General features: G+C 46.1%; 22 protein-coding genes, 1 tRNA gene and 1 pseudogene. 21 read left to right on the top strand and 3 right to left on the bottom strand.

Annotated elements, in window-relative coordinates; translation table 11 throughout:
• Positions 1-27: 27 nt before the first annotated feature.
• The 4 genes and pseudogenes from DCO16_RS06825 to rlmD form a co-directional block, all read left to right on the top strand.
• Positions 28-651 (top strand): annotated as a pseudogene (locus DCO16_RS06825) (protein-L-isoaspartate(D-aspartate) O-methyltransferase); the annotation flags it as partial.
• Between the two features lie 14 nt (positions 652-665).
• Positions 666-1,424 (top strand): peptidoglycan DD-metalloendopeptidase family protein, encoded by a 759-nt coding sequence (locus DCO16_RS06820; protein ID WP_173942952.1) that lies wholly within the window; start codon positions 666-668, stop codon positions 1,422-1,424.
• Between the two features lie 30 nt (positions 1,425-1,454).
• Positions 1,455-2,282: a 3'-5' exonuclease gene (locus tag DCO16_RS06815; protein ID WP_173942951.1), complete on the top strand. Its 828-nt coding sequence runs from the start codon at positions 1,455-1,457 to the stop codon at positions 2,280-2,282.
• Positions 2,275-3,702: a 23S rRNA (uracil(1939)-C(5))-methyltransferase RlmD gene (rlmD, locus tag DCO16_RS06810; RefSeq protein WP_173942950.1), complete on the top strand. Its 1,428-nt coding sequence runs from the start codon at positions 2,275-2,277 to the stop codon at positions 3,700-3,702. The genes DCO16_RS06815 and rlmD overlap by 8 nt, the downstream gene beginning before the upstream one ends.
• A 97-nt stretch (positions 3,703-3,799) precedes the next feature.
• Here the strand turns inward: rlmD and DCO16_RS06805 are convergent, their stop codons facing one another.
• Complete coding sequence (locus DCO16_RS06805; RefSeq protein ID WP_173942949.1) at positions 3,800-4,501, bottom strand: Bax inhibitor-1 family protein; 702 nt, start codon at positions 4,499-4,501, stop codon at positions 3,800-3,802.
• Positions 4,502-4,760: 259 nt separating this feature from the next.
• Here DCO16_RS06805 and ndk point away from each other — a divergent pair, with 259 nt between their 5' ends.
• The 15 genes from ndk to DCO16_RS06730 all read left to right on the top strand — a co-directional run bounded on the left by ndk (position 4,761) and on the right by DCO16_RS06730 (position 21,676).
• The gene (gene ndk / locus DCO16_RS06800; RefSeq protein ID WP_173942948.1) at positions 4,761-5,186 is read left to right on the top strand and encodes a nucleoside-diphosphate kinase; all 426 of its coding nucleotides are present in this window, start codon (positions 4,761-4,763) and stop codon (positions 5,184-5,186) included.
• Positions 5,187-5,287: 101 nt separating this feature from the next.
• Positions 5,288-6,427 carry a dual-specificity RNA methyltransferase RlmN gene (gene rlmN, locus DCO16_RS06795; protein WP_254598124.1) on the top strand — a complete coding sequence of 380 codons (1,140 nt, stop codon included), beginning with the start codon at positions 5,288-5,290 and terminating at the stop codon, positions 6,425-6,427.
• A 6-nt stretch (positions 6,428-6,433) separates the two neighbouring features.
• The gene (ispG, locus tag DCO16_RS06790; protein WP_173942946.1) at positions 6,434-7,717 is read left to right on the top strand and encodes a flavodoxin-dependent (E)-4-hydroxy-3-methylbut-2-enyl-diphosphate synthase; all 1,284 of its coding nucleotides are present in this window, start codon (positions 6,434-6,436) and stop codon (positions 7,715-7,717) included.
• A gap of 23 nt (positions 7,718-7,740) precedes the next feature.
• Entirely contained in the window at positions 7,741-9,060 is a 1,320-nt protein-coding gene (gene hisS, locus DCO16_RS06785) for a histidine--tRNA ligase (RefSeq protein ID WP_173942945.1), read from the top strand.
• A gap of 58 nt (positions 9,061-9,118) precedes the next feature.
• Positions 9,119-9,778, top strand: coding sequence for a YfgM family protein (locus DCO16_RS06780; protein ID WP_173942944.1), 660 nt, complete (start codon positions 9,119-9,121; stop codon positions 9,776-9,778).
• On the top strand, positions 9,778-10,932 hold the full coding sequence (gene bamB, locus DCO16_RS06775; RefSeq protein WP_173942943.1) for an outer membrane protein assembly factor BamB: 1,155 nt from the start codon (positions 9,778-9,780) through the stop codon (positions 10,930-10,932). The genes DCO16_RS06780 and bamB overlap by 1 nt, the downstream gene beginning before the upstream one ends.
• Entirely contained in the window at positions 10,929-12,284 is a 1,356-nt protein-coding gene (der, locus tag DCO16_RS06770; protein WP_173942942.1) for a ribosome biogenesis GTPase Der, read from the top strand. Before bamB ends, der begins: the two co-directional genes overlap by 4 nt.
• 105 nt (positions 12,285-12,389) lie before the next feature.
• Positions 12,390-12,632 carry an RNA chaperone Hfq gene (hfq, locus tag DCO16_RS06765; protein WP_173942941.1) on the top strand — a complete coding sequence of 81 codons (243 nt, stop codon included), beginning with the start codon at positions 12,390-12,392 and terminating at the stop codon, positions 12,630-12,632.
• Entirely contained in the window at positions 12,625-13,866 is a 1,242-nt protein-coding gene (hflX, locus tag DCO16_RS06760; protein WP_173943805.1) for a GTPase HflX, read from the top strand. Before hfq ends, hflX begins: the two co-directional genes overlap by 8 nt.
• Positions 13,856-15,334: an FtsH protease activity modulator HflK gene (gene hflK / locus DCO16_RS06755; RefSeq protein ID WP_254598008.1), complete on the top strand. Its 1,479-nt coding sequence runs from the start codon at positions 13,856-13,858 to the stop codon at positions 15,332-15,334. Before hflX ends, hflK begins: the two co-directional genes overlap by 11 nt.
• The gene (hflC, locus tag DCO16_RS06750) at positions 15,334-16,206 is read left to right on the top strand and encodes a protease modulator HflC (protein WP_173942940.1); all 873 of its coding nucleotides are present in this window, start codon (positions 15,334-15,336) and stop codon (positions 16,204-16,206) included. Before hflK ends, hflC begins: the two co-directional genes overlap by 1 nt.
• Positions 16,207-16,224: 18 nt before the next feature.
• Positions 16,225-17,388: an ATP phosphoribosyltransferase regulatory subunit gene (locus DCO16_RS06745; RefSeq protein ID WP_173942939.1), complete on the top strand. Its 1,164-nt coding sequence runs from the start codon at positions 16,225-16,227 to the stop codon at positions 17,386-17,388.
• Positions 17,389-17,436: 48 nt separating this feature from the next.
• Positions 17,437-18,777 (top strand): adenylosuccinate synthase, encoded by a 1,341-nt coding sequence (locus tag DCO16_RS06740; protein ID WP_173942938.1) that lies wholly within the window; start codon positions 17,437-17,439, stop codon positions 18,775-18,777.
• A gap of 88 nt (positions 18,778-18,865) precedes the next feature.
• A complete protein-coding gene (locus tag DCO16_RS06735; protein WP_173942937.1) occupies positions 18,866-21,079 on the top strand; it encodes a malate synthase G in 2,214 nt (737 codons plus the stop codon).
• A 78-nt stretch (positions 21,080-21,157) separates the two neighbouring features.
• Entirely contained in the window at positions 21,158-21,676 is a 519-nt protein-coding gene (locus DCO16_RS06730) for a hypothetical protein (protein ID WP_217426637.1), read from the top strand.
• Between the two features lie 87 nt (positions 21,677-21,763).
• Here DCO16_RS06730 and DCO16_RS06725 read toward each other — a convergent pair whose 3' ends face one another.
• The gene (locus DCO16_RS06725; RefSeq protein ID WP_173942936.1) at positions 21,764-21,919 is read right to left on the bottom strand and encodes a hypothetical protein; all 156 of its coding nucleotides are present in this window, start codon (positions 21,917-21,919) and stop codon (positions 21,764-21,766) included.
• 255 nt (positions 21,920-22,174) lie between these two features.
• Between DCO16_RS06725 and DCO16_RS06720 the strand changes: the two genes are divergently transcribed.
• Together DCO16_RS06720 and DCO16_RS06715 are read left to right on the top strand one after the other, a co-directional pair.
• Positions 22,175-22,861: a dienelactone hydrolase family protein gene (locus DCO16_RS06720; RefSeq protein ID WP_173942935.1), complete on the top strand. Its 687-nt coding sequence runs from the start codon at positions 22,175-22,177 to the stop codon at positions 22,859-22,861.
• A gap of 3 nt (positions 22,862-22,864) precedes the next feature.
• Entirely contained in the window at positions 22,865-23,362 is a 498-nt protein-coding gene (locus DCO16_RS06715) for a hypothetical protein (protein ID WP_173942934.1), read from the top strand.
• A 54-nt stretch (positions 23,363-23,416) separates the two neighbouring features.
• Here the strand turns inward: DCO16_RS06715 and DCO16_RS06710 are convergent.
• A tRNA-Leu gene (locus DCO16_RS06710) sits at positions 23,417-23,503 on the bottom strand.
• Positions 23,504-23,541: the final 38 nt, after the last annotated feature.

Genomic DNA, 23,541 nt, shown 5'->3' with positions numbered 1-23,541 from the left:
GCAAATACTGAACGCTTAGCGGGTTACCGCCAAGCATTAGCAGCAAAAGTCTTAGCTTCAGGAGTAAAGCACCCCAAAACATTAGAGGCGATTGCTACTGTTCCACGCCATGCTTTTATGGATGCTGGAATGCATCCTCAAGCTTATGAAGATACGGCATTGCCCATTGGCCATTCTCAAACAATCTCAAAGCCATCTGTAGTGGCACGTATGATCGAGCTTTTGCATAAACCGAGAAGTCGCCTAGGTAAGGTTCTCGAAATTGGTACTGGCTGTGGTTATCAGGCAGCCGTACTGAGTTTGTTAGCCGAGGAGGTGTATTCCATTGAGCGCATACGGGCACTGCATGACATGGCAAGAGCTAAATTACGCCCTTTTCGTATTAATAATCTCCGCTTAATTTATGGCGATGGCATTTTAGGGCTGCCCCAAGCCGCTCCGTTTGACGGCATTATTCTGGCAGCAGCGGGTTTAGGTATTCCTGATGCTTTGTTAGATCAACTGGCTATTGGAGGCCGTTTAGTGGCTCCTGTCGCCAGAAACGAAAAAGAACAGCAGTTAATTATGGTTGAGCGTATGAGCTCCCAACGCTATCAAAGGACCGTTTTGGATGAGGTCTTTTTTGTACCCTTACAATCAGGGGTAGTATAAAACCCATAAATTTAATGCCTAAATACCGCCTAATACTTTTTGCCCTTGCATCGATAGTGCTGATAGTGGGCTGCTCTACGCCGCGCACAAAACCAGCTAACGTAGTAGATCGCACCAGTGCTGACCGCAGTAGTAGTGATTCGACGCCACCTGGATACTATCGCGTCAAGCGAGGCGATACCTTGGCTCGTATTGGCTTAGATAACGGCCAGTCTCCGCGTGATTTAGCCCAATGGAATAACATCTCCAATCCTAATCTGATTGAAGTGGGTGATCTAATTTTAGTAAAGCCACCCGCCGGCTCTATGGCTGCAGTCAAGCCCCCGACATCTACCACTAAACCAATTGCTAGTCGCGATACTGTAAAAGCAGAACCGCCGAAATCAGATAGCTCAAAAGAAATCGTTGCAGAGCCAGGTATCAACTTATCTTGGCCGGCTAAGGGCAAGGTAGTGGATGAGTTCAGTGAAAAAAATAAAGGAATTGATATTGCCGGAAAACTGGGCGATCCAATCAGTGCTGCGTCAGAGGGTAAGGTAGTTTATGCAGGCAATAGTCTGCGTGGTTATGGAAATTTAGTCATCATTAAGCATGATGATACCTATCTAACAGCGTATGCCCATAACCGAGTCCTCTCCATTAAAGAGGGTGATGTGGTTAAAAAAGGCCAAAAGATCGCCGAGATGGGCGATACCGATACGAATTCAGTCAAACTTCACTTTGAGCTTCGCGTCAACGGTAAGCCGGTAAATCCAACACCATTTCTGCAGTAGTATTTTTAGCAATACTCTGACTGCTTAACTATGGCAACTGCAACAGTCCTTGTATTTGATATTGAAACTATTCCTGATGTAGTAGGTTTGCGTCGCCTCAATGCATTTCCTTCCTCGATGTCGGATTCCGATGTTGCTTCGGCAGCAATGGCTGAGCGTCTAGAAAAGACAGGCAGTGAATTTCTCCCCCTTTATCTGCAGCGTATTTGTGCGATCTCTTGCGTGATTCGTCGTACGACTAAAGAAGGTACTCCACAAATTAAAGTGGGCACACTAGGGACTTCTCATGATGATGAAAAGGTATTAATTCAAACTTTTTTTGAACTGATTGAAAAGTACACCCCCCAATTAGTTTCCTGGAATGGTAGTGGTTTTGACTTACCTGTTTTGCACTATCGCGCCTTAGTCAATCAAATTCAAGCGCCACGCTATTGGGAAATGGGTGAGAGTCAAGAAAATGATAGTCGTGAGTTTAAGTGGAATAACTACATTAGTCGTTATCACATGCGTCACCTCGATCTCATGGACCTGCTCGCGAAATTTAATGGCCGTGCGAATGCCCCTTTAGATGGTTTAGCAAAGCTCTGCGGCTTTCCAGGGAAGATGGGCATGGACGGCAGCCAAGTTTGGCCTGCATATCAAGATGGCAAGATTGATGATATTCGCCGCTATTGCGAAACGGATGTAGTGAATACTTATTTGATGTATTGCCGCTTTCAGTTACTGCGTGGTGGCTTCTCTTTAGCAGAGTACGAAGATGAAATTGTCTTTGTCAAAGCCTATTTAGAGAATCTAGCAAAAGAGCCCAATGGAGCGCAGTGGCAAGAATATCTTTTAGGCTTTAGCCCGGATGCGTAGAGGCGAAAAGCCAGTCCATATCGAAGTGACTGTACCTATCCGAGTCGAATCACTGGATCTCGACGCACAAGGCATTGCTCGCTTACCACCCAATGAGGCTGAGGCCTTAGAGGGCCAGAGCGGTAAGGTTGTGTTTATTCAAGGCGCGCTGCCTACTGAATTAGTAACTTATGTTGTGACGCGAGAGAAGGCGCGCTTTAGTAAAGCTAAAGTCTTAGATATATTAAAGCCAGCAGTCTTTAGATCTGAACCAAAATGTAAAGTATTTGGAGTGTGTGGTGGATGTACCATGCAGCACTTAGATATGCGGGCGCAGATTGCTATGAAGCAGCGTGTGCTAGAGGATGATTTAAAGCACATTGCCAAAATTACCCCAGAAGAAATTTTGCGACCTATGGGCGGCTCTGCTTGGGAGTATCGCCACCGGGCCCGCTTAAGTGTAGTAAACCGCTCGATCAAAAAAGGCACTGTGCTGGTGGGTTTTCATGAGGGTAAGAGTGGCTATGTTGCCGATATGCTCGCTTGTGAAATCTTACCTAACCATGTTTCTGCTCTACTTCCCGAGTTGCGTAAGCTGATTAATGCTTTATCGATCGTGGATCGCATGCCTCAAGTAGAGGTGGCAGTGGGCGAATCAGAGGATCCCCACTCAACAGACTTAAGAAAAGCAAAGCCAGTCACTGCATTGGTGCTCAGAATCCTACAGGCCTTGAGCCTAGCAGATGAGCAATTACTCAAAGATTTTGCAGATCAACATCAGGTATGGATTTGGCTGCAGCCCAAAGGAATTGAAACCGTGGCACCGTTTTATCCAACGACTGGCAAGCTATGTTATCGGCTGCCTGAGTTTGAGATAGAGATGCCATTTAAGCCAGCTGACTTTACACAAGTAAACCATCTGATGAACCGCGTATTAGTGAGTAGAGCTATTCGCTTACTGGATGTGCAAGCTGGGGATCGCGTGCTGGATTTGTTTTGTGGAATCGGTAATTTCACGCTCCCGCTAGCCAGAAAGGCTAAGAGTGTCTTGGGGATCGAAGGATTAGAAAGCTTAACTATGAGAGCTCAAGAAAATGCTGAGCATAATCACTTGATAGATAAAGTGCAGTTTATGCAAAGCGATTTGTTTGCAGTCAATACTGAGACGATTGCTGCTTGGGGTAGGGCAGAGCGCTGGCTAATGGATCCCCCGCGGGAAGGTGCCATGGAAATTTGCCAGGCCTTAGCATTGCTCCATGGGCAGAAAAGCATGCTGTTGCCAGAACGGATTGTGTATGTCTCATGTAATCCTAAAACCCTTGCCAGAGATAGCGAGATTTTGTGCCACCAAGCAGGCTATAGCCTGAAGAGCGTTGGAATCATTAATATGTTTCCGCATACTTCGCATGTTGAGTCAATGGCGGTATTTGAGAGACTTTAAAAAAGTTAAGAATTAAGAATGAAGCAAAAAAAAGAAAAAGCAGCTTAGTTTCCTGAGCTGCTTTTTTACTAAGACCTAACAGTACTAATAAATAAACTTAGTCTCTGTCGCCACCAGCGATGCCCAATAATGCGAGCAAGTTGGTAAAGATGTTGTAGACGTTTAAATAGATTGCTAAGGTTGCCATGATGTAGTTTGTCTCACCACCGTTGATGATGCGCTGAACATCTACCAAGATGAATGCTGAGAAGATACCGATGGCCAAGACCATTACAGTCAACATCAAGGCGGGTATCTGAAACCAGATGTTCGCTACGGAAGCAATGATCAAGAGTAGTACACCTACCATTAACCACTTACCCATGCTACTGAAGTCACGCTTGCTGACAGTGGCAATGGATGCCATCACAGCAAAAATGGAAGCGGTACCGCCGAAAGCTAACATGATCAGGGTTGAGCCATTGCTATAGCTATTTAAGGTGTAGCCGACCAAACGGGACATCATGATGCCCATAAAGAAAGTGAAACCCAGTAATAAGAGAACGCCAATGCCAGTATCTTTGTTCTTCTCAATCGCCCAGAAGAAGCCAAAAGCAACAGCCATAAAGATAATGAAGCCCATAAAAGGACTATTTGCCATAAAGCTAAAGCCCATTGAAACGCCTAGCCAAGCACCAATAATGGTAGGAACCATGGTTAATGCCAAGAGGGCATAAGTATTTCTTAATACGCGGTTACGTATCTGTGGGGTGCTGACCGAGCCTGCTTGCCCAAAGCCGTAAGAGTTCAGATCACTCATATTGACTCCTTTTGAGTAGTGATTTCGAAAGCCCACTAGGGACTAATGACATTAAGTATAGACAAAATAGGCTAATTTCAAGACCCTATGGAAAAAGTCTACAAATTAGAGGGTTATGCCCTGTAAATTCAAAGGCTTAGGACTACAGATGCATGGGTAAATACCCTCAGGCAATGTATAATTTGGGGGTCGTCAAGCTGGGACAAGCCTGTTTGGACCATTTTGACAAAAACCTTTGAAATTACTACTGGAGTTTTGCATGGCTATTGAACGCACCCTTTCTATTATCAAACCCGATGCTGTCGCTAAAAATGTGATCGGTAAGATCTATGACCGTTTTGAATCTGCTGGATTGAAGATCATCGCCTCCAGAATGGCGCACTTGTCACAAAATGAAGCCGAGCAGTTCTATGGTGTTCACAAAGCACGCCCCTTCTTTAAAGATTTGGTGAGCTTCATGATTTCAGGTCCTGTGATGATTCAGGTATTGGAAGGCGAAGGCGCGATTGCTAAAAACCGCGACTTGATGGGTGCTACCGATCCTAAGAAGGCTGATAAGGGCACTATTCGTGCTGATTTTGCTGACAGTATTGATGCCAATGCTGTACATGGTTCAGACGCTCCTGAAACAGCTGCTGCGGAAGTTGCCTTTTTCTTCCCAGGCATGCAAGTCTTCACGCGTTAATGTTGAACCCCTATTTTTCTGTTTAAACACGTAAACATTCACAATAAGTAGGCGCATTGACCTCCCCGCGCGTAAATCTCTTAGATTTTGACGCTGACCATATGGCAGCGTATGTTGCGGGGCTGAATGAAAAGCCCTTTAGGGCGAAGCAACTCATGCAGTGGATTCACCAACGGGGTGTGTCCGACATTAATGATATGAGTGATTTAGCTAAAAGCTTCAGAGCTACTTTGCTCGATCAAGCCGAAGTCATCTCCCTGCCAATATTGAAAGACGAGCATGCTAGCGATGGCACTCGTAAGTGGTTGCTCGATGTCAACGGTGGTAATGCAGTCGAGTCGGTGTTTATTCCAGAAGATGGTCGCGGTACCTTATGCATATCTTCACAAGCGGGTTGTGCCGTTAATTGCCGCTTTTGTTCAACAGGTTACCAAGGTTTTTCCCGTAATCTCACGGCTGGTGAAATCATTGGCCAGTTATGGTTTGCTGAGCACTTATTACGCAATGACCCTCATGCTATTCGTCGTATTGAAGAATATCCAACGCCGGGTTGGGAGCACACGGGTCGGGTCATTTCTAATGTAGTGATGATGGGCATGGGTGAGCCTTTACTGAATTACGATAACGTCGTGACTGCTTTGCGGCTCATGTTGGACGATCGTGCTTATGGATTGTCACGTCGTCGGGTTACGGTGTCTACCTCTGGTGTAGTACCGATGATCGATCGTTTAGCGCAAGATTGCCCTGTCGCTTTAGCGGTGTCATTGCATGCACCCAATGATGCTTTGCGTGATCAACTCGTGCCGCTCAACCAAAAATACCCCCTTAAAGAGCTACTGGCAGCCTGCGAACGGTATTTACCTTTTGCACCCAGGGATTTCTTAACCTTTGAATACTGCATGTTAGATGGAGTCAATGATTCCGATATTCAGGCAAAAGAATTAGTTCGCTTGCTAAAAGATATTAAGTGCAAGGTCAATCTGATTCCATTTAATCCATTCCCAGAATCTGGATTAAAGCGTTCATCAGCGCAACGGATACATGCCTTCGCGAATATCTTGCTAGAGGCTGGTATGGTAGCAACTGTTCGTAAAACCCGCGGTGATGATATTGCAGCAGCTTGCGGCCAGTTAGCGGGGGATGTAGTTGATCGCACGCGCGTACGAGAACGGGCGGTGCATGATGTTGATATCGTGCAGACAGAACATGCTGTTCAATGGCTTAACAGATTGGATAATTGAGATCATATGAGCAAAACACCTTTTGCACATCCTAATGCTTGCTTAACACCACTTCCATTAGGTCCGGCCCCTAAGCGCAAGACTCGTCAAGCCAGCATTGCCTGGAAAACAAATATTGTGACGGTGGGGGGTGATGCCCCAGTGCGTGTTCAGTCTATGACTAATACCGATACTGCTGATGTGATTGCTACTGCCATTCAGGTAAAAGAGTTGGCTCGTGCAGGTTCTGAGATTGTGCGTATTACTGTCGATACGCCTGCCGCTGCTGCCGCAGTTCCGCATATTCGTGAGCAGTTAGACAAGATGGATGTGCTGGTACCTTTGGTAGGCGACTTTCATTACAACGGCCATACTTTATTAAAAGATTTTCCTGAATGCGCTATGGCTTTATCGAAGTACCGCATTAATCCTGGCAATGTGGGGAAGGGCGCCAAGCGTGATACTCAGTTTGCGCAAATGATTGAAGCGGCTTGTCAATACGATAAGCCCATCCGTATTGGGGTCAATTGGGGCAGCCTCGATCAAGATTTGCTGGCGAGCATCATGGATAGTAATGGCGCATTAGCGAATCCTAAAACCGCACAAGAGGTCATGATTGAGGCCTTGATTCAGTCGGCACTGCAGTCTACTGAAAGAGCTATTGAGCTGGGCATGAACCCTGATCAAATTTTATTGTCCTGCAAGGTGAGCAATGTTCAGGATTTAGTTGCGGTCTATCGTGATCTCTCACGACGCTGTGACAATCCCCTACACTTGGGACTTACAGAGGCGGGCATGGGAAGCAAGGGCATTGTTTCCTCAACGGCTGCGATGGCTATTTTGTTACAAGAGGGTATCGGCGATACGATTCGCGTTTCTTTAACGCCGGACCCTGGTGCGCCACGAGAGAACGAAGTGATTGTTGCCCAAGAAATATTACAAACCATGGGTTTGCGTAATTTCACGCCGATGGTGATTGCCTGTCCTGGTTGCGGTAGAACCACAAGCACCACCTTTCAAGAATTGGCTGCCAATATTCAATCCTATTTGCGTCAACAAATGCCGCAATGGAAAAAAACCCATCCTGGTGTTGAGGCGATGAATGTGGCGGTGATGGGATGTATCGTGAATGGCCCTGGCGAAAGTAAGCATGCCAATATTGGGATCTCTTTACCTGGTACGGGCGAGACCCCAGCTGCCCCAGTATTTGTAGATGGCGTTAAGGTGAAGACTTTGCGCGGTGACAATATTGCACAAGATTTTCAAGTGATTGTGGATGACTATGTCAATCAGCATTACGCACCCAAGTAACTAGCAATCACTGCAAAGACTATATGACTGAGTCAGTAAAAATACAGAAGATCCAAAAAATCAATGGCGTTCGCGGCATGAACGATCTCTTGCCTGCAGATGCAGCGCAGTGGACTCATCTCGAGCATGTATTGCGTGATTTAACTCGGGCTTATGGGTATGAGTTTTTGCGTACCCCCATCGTAGAGGCAACAGCAGTATTTCAGCGGGGCATTGGTGAGGTTACGGATATTGTTGAAAAGGAGATGTACTCCTTTGAAGATCGTCTCAATGGTGAGCAACTGACTTTGCGTCCAGAGGGCACCGCTGCTTTAGTACGCTCTGTGATTGAAAATAATTTACTGTACGAGGGGCCAAAGCGCCTTTGGTATACAGGTCCTATGTTTCGTCATGAGCGTCCACAGCGAGGTCGTTATCGTCAGTTTCATCAGTTTGGTGTTGAGGCACTTGGCTTTGCAGGTCCTGATATTGATGCGGAAATCATTCTTATGGGTCAAAGACTCTGGGATGAGCTTGGGCTCAAAGGAGTGCGTTTAGAGATTAATTCTTTAGGCCAAGCCAACGAGCGTGCGGAACACCGCGGTGCACTAGTGATGTATTTTGAGAAAAATAAAGAGCAGTTAGATGAGGACTCACAACGACGCTTACTCACCAATCCATTGCGTATCTTGGATTCTAAAAATCCGGCAATGCAAGGCCTGCTTGAAGCAGCTCCTCAATTATTGGATTTTTTGGGTGAAGAGTCGCTCGCCCATTTTGCGGGCGTACAGGCTTTACTCAAAGCAAACAACATCCCTTGTAAGATTAATCCGCGCTTGGTGCGGGGCCTAGATTATTACAATCTGACAGTGTTTGAGTGGGTCACCGACGAGTTAGGTGCTCAGGGCACCATTGCTGGGGGCGGTCGCTATGATCCCCTGATTGAGCGTATGGGTGGCAAAACTGCGCCAGCATGTGGTTGGGCGATGGGTATGGAGCGGGTCTTAGAGTTGATGAAAGTATCCGGTTCTCTGCCAGAGCCTTTGGCACACTGTGATGTCTTCGTTTTGCACCAAGGTGGCGAGACTCTCACAACTGCCATGATCATCGCTGAGCGACTGCGTAGTGCGGGCATTGATGTCATTTTGTTTTGCCCGCCAGATGGCCAATCCGCTAACTTTAAATCTCAAATGAAGAAGGCAGACACTAGCGGGGCAACTTATGCAGTCATTATTGGGCCTGATGAGTTGGCCAAGAATGAGGCACAAATTAAGAATTTACGTAGCAGCGGTGAACAAAAGGCCGTTGCACTAGATAGCGTAGTGGATGCGGTAATTGATGCCATTATTGGCGCTACCGAATAGAATAAGCTTGTACCCTATTTTTTATGTCTCATGATTGATTTGATTAGCCTGGATTGATATGCCTTTAGCCCTAGAAGAACAAGAACAAGTCGACCGACTCAAAGATTTTTGGAGCAAGTACCGTAATGTGATTACTGGTGTGGTGACTGCTGCTTTATTTGCTTATGCTGGCTATAGCGGCTATCAATGGTGGCGTACCAGCCAAACAACTTCTGCCTCTCAGTTATATGAAACCATGGTCACTGCAGTGGGCAAGGGAGACAAAGAACAAACTTTGCGCGCAGCAGACGATTTGCAAAAGGAATTTGGCGGTACGCCGTATGCTGCTATGTCTAGTTTAGTGGCCGCAAAGATTGCTGCAGATGCAGGCGATGCTGCTAAAGCGACTGATTATTTACGTTGGGTTGCTAAAAATGCCTCTAATTCAGGTTATTCAGCCTTGGGGAAATTGCGTCTGGTAACGCAACTCATCGAGCAGGGTGCCGCAAAAGATTTTGCTGAAGCGGATACGATTCTTAAAGAGAAGCCAATTATTGGGTTTGAGGCGCTCTGGTTAGAGCGTCGTGGGGATTGGTATTTGGCGCAAGCAAAAGTAGCAGATGCGCGAGCAAGCTATGAAGCTGCTTGGAAGCAGTTAAATGAAGTCAAAGAGTTTCCAGAAGAAGCACGCCGTCTTCTTAAAGTGAAACTGGATGCTGTTGGAGGATCTTCTCGCTAATGGTTGACTTAAAGTATGTAGTAAAGCAAGTAGTAAGGACTGCACTGATTGGCTCTATTGTGGTCACTTTAGCTGCCTGCTCTGGTAGTGCACGCGTGCGCAAACCTGCAGAACTTGTTCCAGTAAGTAATCAGTTTGATTTAGTGCCAGTATGGTCAACCAGCATTGGTTCATCCGAGCCTTTTAGCTTTCATCCAACGGTTGCAGGTGATGCCGTCTATACCGCTTCGCACCGGGGCAATGTGATGAAGATTGACTTGCGCACGGGGCAAAAAATATGGGAAGCATCTGCCCCGGATCGTTTATCAATTGGCCCGGGCTCTGATGGGCGAACTACCGCAGTCGTGACCACTAAAGGCGTTGTCTATGCTTACGACGACACAGGTAAAGCTATCTGGAATATGAATCTTGGCAGTGAAGTGTTAACAGCCCCTGTAGTTGCTGGTGGCGTCGTTGTCATTCGTACTTTAGATAATCGTTTTGTTGGTTTAGATGCACTTACTGGCGTTCGTAAGTGGACTTATCAGCGTCAACAATCTGCTCTATCTTTGCGCGTGGGTTATGGCATGTTGCCAATCGCGAATGAAGTGATTGTGACGGGCTTTGCGGGCGGTCGTTTTGGCATGATTGCGATTGCGAATGGTGGGCTTGTATGGGAGACACCCGTATCCTTTCCAAAAGGCTTTTCTGAAATTGAGCGCTTGAACGATGTCACAGCGAAGCCAAGTATGGAAGGCGATGTCATCTGTGCTGTGTCTTATCAAGGCCGCATTGGTTGTGGTCAAGCCAGAACGGGTAACTTACTGTGGTTTAAAGATTACTCCAGCTATACCGGTACAGCCCAAAGCCCTGACTTGGTGTTTTCTGCAAATGAGCGCTCCTATGTCACTGCATTTTCTGTAAAAGACGGCTCACAGTTTTGGGAAAATACTCAACTGAGTTTTAGAGGTGTCGGTGAGCCACTAGCCATAGGTAAAGTATTACTGATGGGGGATGCACAAGGTTATGTGCATGCCTTTTCACAAGAGAAGGGCGAAATGCTGGCACGGATTCGTCATGATAGTAGTCCCATCACTGCTGCACCCATTGCGGTCAGCGGGCTCATCTTGGTTCAATCCCAAGGTGGAAAACTAGCGGCGTACAGTCCCAAATGAACCCAGTCATCACTATTGTTGGCCGCCCTAATGTAGGCAAGTCGACATTGTTTAACCGCCTCACTCGTTCGCGTGATGCCTTAGTGGCAGACTTTTCTGGTTTGACGCGTGATCGTCACTATGGCAAAGGCCGGATCGGTGAGCGCCCATTTATTTGTGTAGATACTGGTGGCTTTGAGCCAGTAGCAAAAACCGGCATTGTCGCTGAGATGGCGAAGCAGACTAAGCAAGCCGTTGCTGAATCAGACATTGTTATTTTTTTGGTAGATGGCCGTTTAGGCATGGCACCTCAGGATCGCGTGATTGCGGATTTTTTACGCAAGACGGGTCGACCCATTATTTTGGCTGTCAATAAAACAGAAGGCATGCAAGCTGGTGTTGTCACTGCAGACTTTCATGAAATGGGTTTGGGTGAGCCGTTCCCGATTTCTTCTGCGCATGGTGACGGTGTCCGTGGCCTGATTGATGACGCTTTGGATTCTTTGGGTATTGCCGAGCCAGAGCTAGAGGAAAAAGATAACGATCCTAATCGCCCCATGAAGATTGCGGTAGTGGGTCGCCCCAACGTTGGCAAGTCGACCTTGATTAATAAGTTAATCGGCGAAGAGCGGGTCATTGCATTTGACATGCCTGGTACTACACGCGATGCTATTGAGGTTCCTTTTGAGCGTAATGGCAAGCCCTACATTTTGGTGGATACGGCTGGCCTGCGTCGGCGTGGAAAGGTATTTGAAGCGATTGAAAAATTCTCGGTAGTGAAAACATTGCAAGCGATTGCTGACTGTAATGTAGTGATCCTGATGTTGGATGCTCAGCAAGATATTTCAGAGCAAGATGCCCATATTGCTGGATTTATTGTGGAGGCAGGGCGCGCTCTAGTCGTTGCAGTGAACAAGTGGGATGGTCTGGATACGTATGTCAAAGAACGTGCCCGTTTAGAGATTGCTCAAAAACTTCGCTTTTTGGATTTCGCGAACGTTCACCCCATCTCCGCTAAAAAAGGTACAGGATTAAAAGAGCTCTTTAAGGATGTAGATTCGGCTTATGCAGCAGCGATGGCAAAGCTACCCACTCCACGATTGACCCGTATTTTGCAAGAGGCGATTGAGCATCAACAGCCAAAACGCGTTGGTATGGGGCGTCCAAAACTTCGTTACGCTCACCAAGGCGGTATGAACCCCCCCATTGTGGTGATTCATGGAACATCTTTGAGCGGTGTGACAGATAGTTATAAGCGTTATTTAGAAGGGCGCTTTAGGGATGTTTTCAAGCTGCGCGGCACCCCTCTCAGAATTCAGATGAATACTGCTAAAAACCCTTACGTTGATGCAGATAAAGGGAAGAAAAAGTAAGAAGCTGTAAAACGAGCTACAGTAAACGAGCTACAGTTTTAAATTCAAGATGCACCATTTAAAAAAGCAAGACTCCCAAGCTATAAAAATTCCATAAGGAGCAGTATGAACATTAGTAAAACCCAGTTACTACAAGACCCCTTCCTCAATGCTTTGCGCAAAGAGCATGTGCCAGTGTCTATTTATCTAGTTAATGGCATCAAGTTGCAGGGCAATATTGAATCCTATGATCAGTATGTGATTTTGTTGCGCAATACCGTCACCCAGATGGTTTACAAACACGCGATTTCCACTATTGTTCCCGCTCGCGCTGTGGAATTCCGTACGGAAGAGCCAAGCCCTGCATAAGACTGGCGTAGATGCAGCAAGGGCAGTTCTCGTAGGGGTTGATACCGGACGAGAAGATTTTGCCGAGAGCATGGCCGAACTGAGCCTCTTAGCTGATAGTGCCGGTTCAATCCCGGTGGCCAGTGTCATTGCCCGCAAGGGTAAAACCGATCCCGCATTATTTATTGGGTCTGGCAAAGTCAATGAGTTGCAAAAGGTCATGGAAGAGCAGGGCGCGGAACTCGCTATCTTTAATCATCCGCTTTCTCCAACCCAGCAGCGTAATTTAGAGCGCCACCTCGGCTTTCATGTGATGGACCGAACTGGTTTGATTTTAGATATTTTTAGCCAGAGGGCACAAAGTCATATTGGTAAAACCCAGGTTGAGTTAGCCCAAGTGCGTTACCGCATGTCTCGGCTGGTTAGGGCTTGGAGCCACCTAGAGCGTCAAAGAGGCGGCATTGGCGTTCGTGGAGGTCCGGGTGAAACCCAGATGGAGTTGGATCGCCGTATGTTGGCAACGAAAGCTAAGCGTTTGGAAAATGAGCTAGAGAAGCTCCAGCGTCAGCAAAGAACTCAAAGAAGAGCCCGCAATCGGAAAGATGTTTTTTCAGTCTCCTTGGTAGGCTATACCAATGCGGGAAAATCTAGCTTATTTAATGCTTTAACCAAGGCTGGCGCTTATGCTGCCGACCAACTATTTGCTACTTTGGATACCACCTCAAGAAAAGTTCACCTAGTCGATGTAGGGTCAATTGTGGTGTCTGACACCGTTGGATTTATCCGAGAATTACCTCATCAGTTAGTGGAGGCGTTCAGGGCGACCTTGGATGAAACTATCCATGCTGATCTGATTTTGCATGTCATTGATGCCTGTAGTCCCGTTGCCCGTGAGCAAAAAGCCGAAGTAGAGGCTGTTTTAAGGGAGATTGGGGCTGATGACATCCCCCGTATAGAGGTTATGAATAAGATCGATCAGATGCCGCAGACCTTTCATCGTGGTGCCGTTTTAGAGCGTGACTCTGCCGGAGTACCGAGCCAAATTTTCCTTTCCGCCAAGACTGGCCTAGGCCTGGATTTATTGCGATCTGCCCTAGCGGAATGCTCTCAAATGACTGATAGAATAAGGTTTGAACACAACCGTGCCAAGACGCAAATGGCCCCGGACGAGTTATTAGCCCCTTTACCAGAGCGACCAGAGTCTTCAGAATTTAATCCGATTCCAACACGAAAATATCTATCCAATGACGCGTAAATTTCTTGAGTTTTTCTCTATCAATGATCCAGGCTGGGGCAATAGCCATCCTGGTAACGGATCAAAAGATGCTAAAGATGGGCAGAGTGGTGAGCAAGCCCCTAAAGTTGAGCCAGGCAATCCTGAGGCTGATAAGCCGGTAGAGGCTCAACCTAAAAATCCTCAACCCTCCAAGCCAAGTGGTCCTCCTGATTTAGATGAACTATGGCGTGATTTTAATGATCGCTTAGGCAGTATTTTTGGCGGTAAAAAGCCAGGCTCTTCCCCACGCAGACCAGCGAATAAACCCAACAGCACGGATATTCCACCACCATCTGATCGGGGTGGCGGTGGTGGCGGTATGAGAACGCCTGATTTTAATTTCACTAATCCGTTCACGGCTAAATCTACCGTTTTGGTGGCAGGTAGTGGTGTGTTCTTAATTTGGATGGCTTCAGGGATCTTCATGATTCAGGAAGGTCAAGCAGGTGTAGTTACCACCTTTGGCAAATATGACTACACTGCGAGTCCCGGTATTAACTGGCGGATGCCTTGGCCTGTTCAGTCCGATGAGACAGTCAATTTATCGGGCGTGCGATCCGTTGAAGTAGGTCGTTCAGTACTGATTAAGGCGACCAACCAAAAAGACTCCTCCATGCTTACAGAGGATGAAAATATCATCGATGTGCGCTTTGCAGTTCAGTACCGCTTAAAAGACCCTACCGATTACTTATTCAATAACCGCGATCCAGATACTGCGGTTGTCCAAGCAGCAGAAACTGCAGTGCGCGAAATTGTTGCTCGCAGCAAGATGGATACCGTGCTTTATGAGGGTCGTGAAAAGATTGGCGTGGATTTAGCCAATTCAATTCAAAAAATTCTTGATAGTTACAAGACAGGTATTTTTGTCACCAGCGTGACCGTTCAAAACGTTCAACCCCCTGAGCAAGTGCAAGCAGCTTTTGACGATGCAGTGAAAGCTGGACAAGATCAAGAGCGCTTGAAGAGTGAAGGTCAAGCTTACGCCAATGACATTATTCCTCGCGCTAAAGGTACGGCTGCACGACTGATGCAAGAAGCCGAGGGTTATAAAGCTCGAGTGATAGCAACAGCAGAGGGTGATGCTGGACGCTTCAAGCAAGTGCTAGCAGAGTATTCCAAAGCACCTGGCGTGACGCGTGATCGGATGTACATCGATACGATGCGTGAGATGTACAACAATGTCACTAAGGTGTTGGTAGACACTACCAAGAGCAATAGTCTCTTGTATTTACCGCTAGATAAGCTCGTAGCTCAAGTCAGTGCAGAAAGTGCGCAAGTAGCTGCTGGTCAAGTCTCCGGCAACACACCTACAGGTTCAGTAACGGTGGGTGGCGCTACGGGCAATCCTGCTGCGCCTATTGTAAATACGCCTACCCCAAATATCAGTCCTTCTGCTACGGGTGGAAATAACTCTGGCTTACGAAGCCGTGATCGGGAGGTCAGATAATGAACCCAAATCGTCTTCTAGCCGCTATCGCTGGGCTTATTGCACTGGCTTACGTTTTGTCATCCAGTATTTTTATCCTTGACCAACGTAAATTTGCAGTGGTGTTCGCTTTTGGACAAATTGTCCGTGTAATAGAGCAACCCGGTCTGCAAGTCAAGTTACCTGCGCCTTTTGAAAATATTCGCTTCTTTGATCGCCGTATTTTGACGATTGATACGCCTGAGGCAGAGCGCTTTATTACTGCTGAGAAAAAGAATCTTTTGGTAGATTCTTATGTCAAGTGGAGGATTGTTGACCCACGTAAATTCTTTGTGAGCTTTAAGGGTGATGAGCGTTTAGCGCAAGATCGTTTAAGTCAGCTCATACGTTCTGCTCTAAACGAAGAGTTCACCAAGCGAACTGTACGAGAGATAATTTCAGAGCAGCGCGAAGAGGTGATGCAAGGTATTCGGAAAAAAGTTGCTGCTGATGCTGCTGACATTGGTGTCGAGATTGTGGACGTCCGCTTAAAACGTGTTGACCTTCTCGCTGAAATTAGTGACTCTGTCTATCGCCGTATGGAAGCAGAGCGCAAGCAGGTTGCTAATGAGTTGCGCTCTACGGGTGCTGCTGAGTCAGACAAGACGCGTGCTAATGCGGAACGTCAACGCGATACGATTTTGGCTGAAGCCTATCGTGATGCGCAGAAAATTAAAGGCGCTGGTGATGCAAAAGCCACTGCCTTATATGCAGAAGCTTTCGGACGTGATGCCCAATTTGCCCAGTTTTATCAGAGTCTTCAGGCTTATCGCAGTTCTTTCAAGGATAAGAAAGACGTTATGGTCATAGAGCCTAATAATGAATTCTTTAAATTCTTGAATAAGAAAAACTGAGGATAGAGATTTTAGATTATGAATCGTTGGCTGCTTCCTGAAGATATAGCGGATGTTTTGCCATCAGAGGCACGCAAGGTAGAGGCCCTACGTCGCTCCATCTTAGATTTATACCAATCTTACGGCTATGAGCTCGTTGCTCCTCCGATTCTGGAATTTCTAGATTCTTTATTGACTGGCACTGGGTCTGATCTGAATTTGCAAACTTTTAAATTGGTAGATCAGTTATCTGGCCGCACCTTAGGTTTGCGTGCTGATATGACGCCGCAGGTTGCTCGTATTGATGCCCATTTACTGAACCGTGAGGGTGTTACGCGGCTTTGTTATGCCGGGTCAATTGCTCATGCGCGTACTCCAGTAGGCAGTGCTGCCCGTGAGGAGTTACAAATTGGGGCTGAGATTTATGGTTGCGCTAGCTGGGAAGCTGATTTTGAAGCAATAACGCTCTTGCTTAGCACCTTGAATGTCGCTGGTATTCACAAAGTGTATTTAGATTTCTCTCACGCGGGTGTTCTTGAGGGTATTTTGGATGGCCAAAATATTAGCAAAGAAGATATTGAATTAATTTATGGCTTATTGCAAAGTAAGGATCGGACACGTCTTGCTTCTTGGGCTCAATGCTTACCACCCGAATCTGCGCAAGCATTGATGACCCTTACTGAGTTAAATGGTTCATGCACTGAAGTGTTGGCCCAAGCTCAAAAGATTTTGCCAAAACATTCGCTGATTGATGAAGCGCTGAGTCAATTAGATTGCTTAGCCACGGCTGCAGCTGGATTTTCTAAAGAGCTTGAGCTAAGTATCGATTTAGCAGACTTGCGTGGCTATCAATATCACAGTGGTGTGATGTTTGCTGCTTATGTAGATCAGTTGCCACAGCCTATTGCTCGTGGTGGTCGTTATGATCATGTCGGCCAAGCATTTGGTAGAGCACGTCCCGCAACAGGCTTCTCTTTGGATTTACTAAGCTTAGCGCACTTAGCGCCACAATGGGTACGTCGACCTGCTATTGTGGCTCCTTGGATCAATGATGTCACTCTGACTCGTAAAATCACAGAGTTACGTCATACAGGTGAGGTAGTGATTCAGGCAATGCCGGATGATGCTGTAGAAACTGCTGAATACCTTTGCAATCGTGAGTTAGTTAAAAAAGGTGATTCTTGGGAAGTGAAGCAAAAGTAGGCTCCCGTATTTAATAAATTATTCTGTCATTATCTTTTGGATTTCATTATGTCTTTAAAGCAAGAAGCTCGTGGTCGTAACGTCGTTGTCATCGGTACCCAGTGGGGTGATGAGGGTAAAGGCAAAGTAGTTGATTGGTTGACTGATCATGCGCAAGCTGTTGTTCGCTTTCAGGGTGGCCACAATGCAGGGCATACCCTGATTATTGGCGACAAGAAAACTATTCTGCGTTTGATCCCATCGGGCATCATGCATCGGAATGTGATTTGCTACATCGGCAATGGCGTGGTGCTTTCGCCGGAGGCTCTGTTTAAAGAGATCGGTGAGTTAGAGGCTGCTGGATTGGATGTTCAATCGCGTTTAAAGATTTCTGAGGCAACGACTTTAATTTTGCCGTATCACGTAGCAATTGATCATGCGCGTGAGAAAAAGCGTGGCAATGCCAAGATTGGTACAACTGGCCGTGGCATTGGACCTGCTTACGAAGACAAGGTCGCGCGTCGTGCCTTACGTGTTCAAGATTTGTTTTATCCAGAAAAGTTCGCAGAGCAGTTACGCGAGAACTTGGAATATCACAATTTCATGCTGACTAATTATTATGGTGCAGAACCTGTAGATTTTGCTAAGACATTAGCAGAAGCGATGTCTTATGCGGAGAGGATTAAGCCGATGGTGGTGGATGTTTCCAGTGCGCTGTATGCCGCTGAGCAGGCTGGTCAAAATCTCTTATTCGAAGGTGCTCAAGGCACCTTGCTTGATATTGATCATGGCACTTACCCATATGTCACCTCTAGTAATTGCGTAGCAGGCAATGCTGCTGCAGGCTCAGGGGTAGGCCCCGACTCATTGCAATACATCTTAGGTATTACCAAAGCCTATTGCACTCGTGTGGGCGCTGGCCCATTCCCAAGTGAGTTATATGATTTTGATAATCCCGCTAAGCAAGATCCAGTGGGTATTCGTTTGGCTGAAGTGGGCAAAGAGTTTGGCTCTGTGACTGGCCGCCCCCGTCGCACAGGTTGGTTAGATGCAGCTGCCTTGAAACGATCAATACAAATTAATGGTTTATCGGGACTCTGTATCACTAAGCTAGATGTATTGGATGGTTTCGAGACCATTCGCCTTTGCGTTGGCTATATGCTCGATGGCAAAAAATTAGATGTATTGCCTCGGGGTGCAGAAGCAGTGAGCCACTGTGAGCCTATTTATGAGGATTTTGCAGGTTGGAAAGGAACTACGTTCGGTATCCGTGAATGGGATAAGCTTCCAGCTGAGGCGCAAAAGTTCTTACGTCGCATTGAAGAGGTTGCAGGCAAGCCGATTGCCATGGTCTCTACAGGTCCAGAGCGGGATGAAACCATCTTGCTCCAGCATCCTTTTGAGAAGTAAGTGGCAAATAAAAACACGTAAAATATAGCGTTACTTATTTAATTTGATACATCCTCGTTTATTTCACATTTGTTCTTAAGGTTTTAAAATGACTTCCCGCACCAACTGTAATGGCATGCAAGTAGCAACCCCCCTTTATCGCTTTATTGAAGACCAGGTTTTACCCGGAGTAGGTATCAAAAGCGCTGATTTTTGGAAAGGGTTTGAGGAGATTGTCAAAGATCTCAGCCCTAAAAATGAAGCCTTACTAGCCAAGCGTGATCGTTTACAACTGGATCTTGATCAATGGCATAAGGCCAATCCTGGACCGATTAAAGATATGCCCGCTTATCGCAAATATCTTCAAGAAATTGGATATTTGGAGGATGTGGCAGAGAAAGTAGTCGCTACTACAAAAAATGTGGATGATGAATTAGCGCTGCAGGCTGGCCCTCAATTAGTAGTGCCATTACTGAATGCCCGTTACGCTTTAAATGCAGCGAATGCGCGTTGGGGTTCTTTGTATGATGCTTTGTATGGCACGGATGTTATTTCTGAGGCAGATGGTGCTACCAAAGCAGGTGCCTATAACCCAGTACGTGGAGCCAAAGTAGTGGCCTATGCTCGGGATTTCTTAGATCAAGCCTTGCCTTTGGCAAATGGCTCCCATCACGATGTTGTCGCGTATTTAGTCAGTGGTAATAAATTGGTAGCGAAACTAAAAGATGGCAGTGATACCGGCCTAAAAGATGAGAAGCAGTTTGTTGGCTATCAAGGCGATGCCGCCTCACCTAGGTCCTTGTTGTTGCGTAATAACGGCATTCATATTGATATTGAAATCGATCACAGCAAGACAATCGGCTCTAGTGATGCTGCCGGTATCAATGATGTTGTTCTAGAGTCAGCTCTCTCTACCATTTTAGATTTAGAAGACTCGATTGCAGCAGTGGATGCGGAAGATAAAGTCCTTGCCTATGAAAACTGGCTGGGTATTCTGAAGGCAACCTTAACTGAAGAGGTGAGCAAAGACGGCAAGCAGTTCACCCGTACCTTGAATCCAGACCGTCAGTACACTGCTGCTATTGGCGCTCTGAATGCTAAAGATGGCGTAGTGACATTGCATGGCCGCTCTTTATTATTCCTGCGTAATGTAGGTCATCTAATGACCAATCCAGCCATCATCACCGCTGAAGGTAAAGAAATTTACGAAGGGATATTGGATGCAGTAGTGACTGTATTAATTGCTTTGTATGATATTCGACGTCCAGCTTCTCAGGTTATTGGTAATACTCGTAAGGGCTCTGTTTATATCGTGAAGCCAAAGATGCACAGTGCTGAAGAGGTAGCGTTTGCGGGTGAACTATTTGGTCGGGTAGAGAAGTTATTGGACCTGCCGGCAGATACTGTCAAGTTAGGCATCATGGATGAAGAGCGTCGCCTGAGCGTTAATATCAAAGCTGCTATTGCCGCAGCAGGTGCGCGCGTTGCGTTTATCAACACCGGTTTCTTAGACCGGACTGGTGATGAAATTCATACGGGTATGCACGGTGGCGCCATGGTACGTAAAGGCAAGATGAAGGTCGGCAAGTGGTTCGGAGCCTATGAGCGGCGGAATGTATTGGCAGGCCTCAATTGTGGTTTACGTGGCCGCGCACAAATTGGTAAAGGTATGTGGCCCGCACCAGATCTTATGAAAGAAATGGTTGAGCAAAAAATTGCCCATCCACAAGCAGGCGCTAATACAGCTTGGGTGCCATCGCCTACTGCTGCAACACTCCATGCAATGCACTATCACCAAGTGAATGTGGCACAAATTCAAGAGGAAATGGAAAAGCAAGATACGGCAGCTGAGTACGACTCTTTGTTAGATGATTTGTTGACGGTACCAGTAGCGCTGTATCCAGATTGGACTAAAGAAGAAATTCGTGAAGCACTGTATAACAATTGCCAAGGCATCTTGGGTTATGTTGTTCGTTGGATTGATCAGGGCGTGGGTTGCTCTAAAGTGCCTGACATTTATAACGTAGGATTGATGGAAGATCGCGCTACCTTGCGTATTTCTAGTCAACATATTGTTAACTGGATGCTGCACAAAATTGTGACTGCTGCAGAGGTGGATGAAGCCTTACTTCGCATGGCTTCGATTGTGGATGCACAAAATGCAGGTGATCCCTTGTATAAGCCAATGATGCCAAATTACAATGATTCATACGCCTTTAAAGCTGCCCGCGATTTAATTTTTAAAGGCCTCGAGCAGCCCAATGGCTACACTGAGCCTTTGTTACATGCATGGCGTTTAGTGGTGAAGAAAGCCAACGCATAAATGTGCCCTCAGCAGAAGTAGCGCACAATGGATTTGTTGAAAAATAAGTCTATTTTTCATTAGCTAGATCGATACATCATGTTTAGTTTTTTAAATCCTTTTGCACAAATAAAGCCAGCCAACATCAAGGCGCTCAAGTTTGCTTTTCATGATGGGGGTAGATTAGCAGCAGGCTTTAAAGGTAGTGCCGGTGACTGCGTAGTGCGTTCGATTGCTATTGCAACTCAATTGCCTTACTTGCAGGTTTATGAGGATCTGCGCTCTGCCAATGCGGCTTATGCTGACTTACGTCATGACAAGCTGGCTCGTCGATTGAATGCTACCGGTGCCTCTCCTCGTAATGGCAATCACCGCAAGGTATTCCATGAATACATTTTGGGTCATGGGTTTAAATGGATTCCGACGATGAAGATAGGTGCTGGATGTCAGGTTCATCTTAGGGCAGATGAGTTGCCTAGCGGAACATTGCTAGTAAAGGTGTCTAAGCACTTAAGTGCTGTGGTGAATGGAGTAATTTATGACACTCATGATCCATCGCGGGGTGGTAAGCGCTGTGTTTATGGCTATTACATCAAAATCGAAGGTGTAGATCATTAAGGTAAGAAAAAAGCTTCCAAATGAATAGAGGCTTTTTATGTAAAAACCGTCAAAAATGACCTAAAACAGTGGGAAATAGCTGTATTTTTACCAATTTCCGCAAGTTTTACGGGATTTGAGTTCTAACATCTTTGCTTCAGAAAATGCCTCAGCTAATAATTTGACATACTCATAGACAGCTAATAGAGGCTTAAAACTGATGCCAGAAACTGTTTGAAAACTTACTGCATTCATATTTGCCATGATGGGCTCCTTAAGGGTTAACCCTGATTATAGCAATAATTTGAATAAATACTGGGGTTAACCCTAAATTTAGCTTCATGACCCCTCTTACATGTATTTCGGTTGATGGAGAGCTTTCCTTAAACACCAAGACTTCCTAGCTGAATAGATGCTGTGCATAGATTGGTATTCATGGAAAATAGCGCTAAAGAACTTAGTAAATGATTGTTTAAATTTATTTACTCACAAAATTAATACTCAATAAACGAGGTGCACATGATTGACTTTCAAAGACCTGACGGAACATCAGCCCAAGCGTATTTGGTTGAACCGGATAACTTAAAGAATGCACCTGGCATCGTCGTGATTCAGGAATGGTGGGGCTTAGACGAAGAGATTAAAGAGGTTGCCAATCGTTTAGCGAAGGCTGGATTCAGGGCTTTGGTACCCGATCTCTATCGTGGGCAATTAGCGCTTGCAGCAAACGAGGCGGAGCATTTGATGAATGACTTAAATTTTGGTGATGCAGCCAGCCAAGATATTCGTGGTGCAGTCCAATATCTGAAGGCAAGTGGCAGCAATAAAGTAGCTGTTACAGGATTTTGTATGGGTGGTGCATTGACGGTTTTATCAGCAGGTCTCGTTCCTGAGTGTGACGCAACCGTTGTCTGGTATGGCTATCCTCCCCTGGAATATGTGGATGCGCAAGCGATTAAAAAACCCATGCTAGGGCATTGGGCATTGCATGATGAGTTCTTTGCTATTGGTGGCGTTGACCAGTTAGAGGAAAAATTAACACTTGCGGGCGTGAATTATGACTTCCAGCGCTATGAGGCAAAGCATGCTTTTGCTAATCCGAAATCCACTACAAGAAATCTACCGCCATTACAGTACAACCCTGAGGCGGCTGCATTAGCCTGGGATCGCACAATGCATTTTTTAAATGAGCATATAAAGAACTAGTAGATGCATTTATTTTCAGAAAACCTTGCAGTTGAAATCGCCTCTTACTATCGCAACCTGGCCTTAGGACATGGCGCTATACCCAAAGTATTTACCTTAGTAAATGGTGAGGGTAGTCAGTACCTCTTTTTTATTGATGATCTGCAGTTAGAGCAAGATGAGGAAAATCAATTTCTCGCTTTTATTGTTCAAGAGCATGAGGCAGTTTGTTACGCCAGAGGTACTTTAGTGGTGCTCGCAAAATCCTCACAATTGATTGAATTTGCCGTCATTGATGAAGACGATGACGAGGCTATCGTCTGCTCTGCGACACTGATGCGAGATCTCGATGACAAGCCGGTAGGGTTGACTGAGTTTGAAAAGACTTTAGCCCCAAAAGAATCCATCTTTTTTAGCGGTCTATTTGAGCCTGTTGAGCTCTCTGAAAACAAGCAGGAGGAGTTTGAGAGCCTTTGGGCGGAGATGAAACCTAAGATTTTGCACCGTATGATGGAAATCTAAGTTCCTATTGCAATAAGGGGTTATAGTCCCCATATAAGCACTAGTTAGAGTAAATGGTGCCCAGGAAGGGACTCGAACCCCCACAACCTTACGATCGCCAGCACCTGAAGCTGGTGCGTCTACCAATTTCGCCACCTGGGCATGCCATTATTATAAAGGGATGTGCCCTTTAGGCTTCT

This window comes from Polynucleobacter antarcticus (genome assembly GCF_013307245.1).
Taxonomy (GTDB): Bacteria; Pseudomonadota; Gammaproteobacteria; order Burkholderiales; family Burkholderiaceae; genus Polynucleobacter; species Polynucleobacter antarcticus.
The sequence above is the reverse complement of the archived record's forward strand: the minus strand, read 5'-3'. Positions and strand labels throughout refer to the sequence as shown.

Bases quoted from the DNA above. Each gene is read 5' to 3' on its own strand.
- DCO16_RS06820 (WP_173942952.1), top strand. From the start codon at position 666: ATGCCTAAATACCGCCTAATACTTTTTGCCCTTGCATCGATAGTGCTG.
- DCO16_RS06815 (WP_173942951.1), top strand. From the start codon at position 1,455: ATGGCAACTGCAACAGTCCTTGTATTTGATATTGAAACTATTCCTGAT.
- rlmD (WP_173942950.1), top strand. From the start codon at position 2,275: ATGCGTAGAGGCGAAAAGCCAGTCCATATCGAAGTGACTGTACCTATC.
- DCO16_RS06805 (WP_173942949.1), bottom strand. From the start codon at position 4,501: ATGAGTGATCTGAACTCTTACGGCTTTGGGCAAGCAGGCTCGGTCAGC.
- ndk (WP_173942948.1), top strand. From the start codon at position 4,761: ATGGCTATTGAACGCACCCTTTCTATTATCAAACCCGATGCTGTCGCT.
- rlmN (WP_254598124.1), top strand. From the start codon at position 5,288: ATGGCAGCGTATGTTGCGGGGCTGAATGAAAAGCCCTTTAGGGCGAAG.
- ispG (WP_173942946.1), top strand. From the start codon at position 6,434: ATGAGCAAAACACCTTTTGCACATCCTAATGCTTGCTTAACACCACTT.
- hisS (WP_173942945.1), top strand. From the start codon at position 7,741: ATGACTGAGTCAGTAAAAATACAGAAGATCCAAAAAATCAATGGCGTT.
- DCO16_RS06780 (WP_173942944.1), top strand. From the start codon at position 9,119: ATGCCTTTAGCCCTAGAAGAACAAGAACAAGTCGACCGACTCAAAGAT.
- bamB (WP_173942943.1), top strand. From the start codon at position 9,778: ATGGTTGACTTAAAGTATGTAGTAAAGCAAGTAGTAAGGACTGCACTG.
- der (WP_173942942.1), top strand. From the start codon at position 10,929: ATGAACCCAGTCATCACTATTGTTGGCCGCCCTAATGTAGGCAAGTCG.
- hfq (WP_173942941.1), top strand. From the start codon at position 12,390: ATGAACATTAGTAAAACCCAGTTACTACAAGACCCCTTCCTCAATGCT.
- hflK (WP_254598008.1), top strand. From the start codon at position 13,856: ATGACGCGTAAATTTCTTGAGTTTTTCTCTATCAATGATCCAGGCTGG.
- hflC (WP_173942940.1), top strand. From the start codon at position 15,334: ATGAACCCAAATCGTCTTCTAGCCGCTATCGCTGGGCTTATTGCACTG.
- DCO16_RS06745 (WP_173942939.1), top strand. From the start codon at position 16,225: ATGAATCGTTGGCTGCTTCCTGAAGATATAGCGGATGTTTTGCCATCA.
- DCO16_RS06740 (WP_173942938.1), top strand. From the start codon at position 17,437: ATGTCTTTAAAGCAAGAAGCTCGTGGTCGTAACGTCGTTGTCATCGGT.
- DCO16_RS06735 (WP_173942937.1), top strand. From the start codon at position 18,866: ATGACTTCCCGCACCAACTGTAATGGCATGCAAGTAGCAACCCCCCTT.
- DCO16_RS06730 (WP_217426637.1), top strand. From the start codon at position 21,158: ATGTTTAGTTTTTTAAATCCTTTTGCACAAATAAAGCCAGCCAACATC.
- DCO16_RS06725 (WP_173942936.1), bottom strand. From the start codon at position 21,919: ATGGCAAATATGAATGCAGTAAGTTTTCAAACAGTTTCTGGCATCAGT.
- DCO16_RS06720 (WP_173942935.1), top strand. From the start codon at position 22,175: ATGATTGACTTTCAAAGACCTGACGGAACATCAGCCCAAGCGTATTTG.
- DCO16_RS06715 (WP_173942934.1), top strand. From the start codon at position 22,865: ATGCATTTATTTTCAGAAAACCTTGCAGTTGAAATCGCCTCTTACTAT.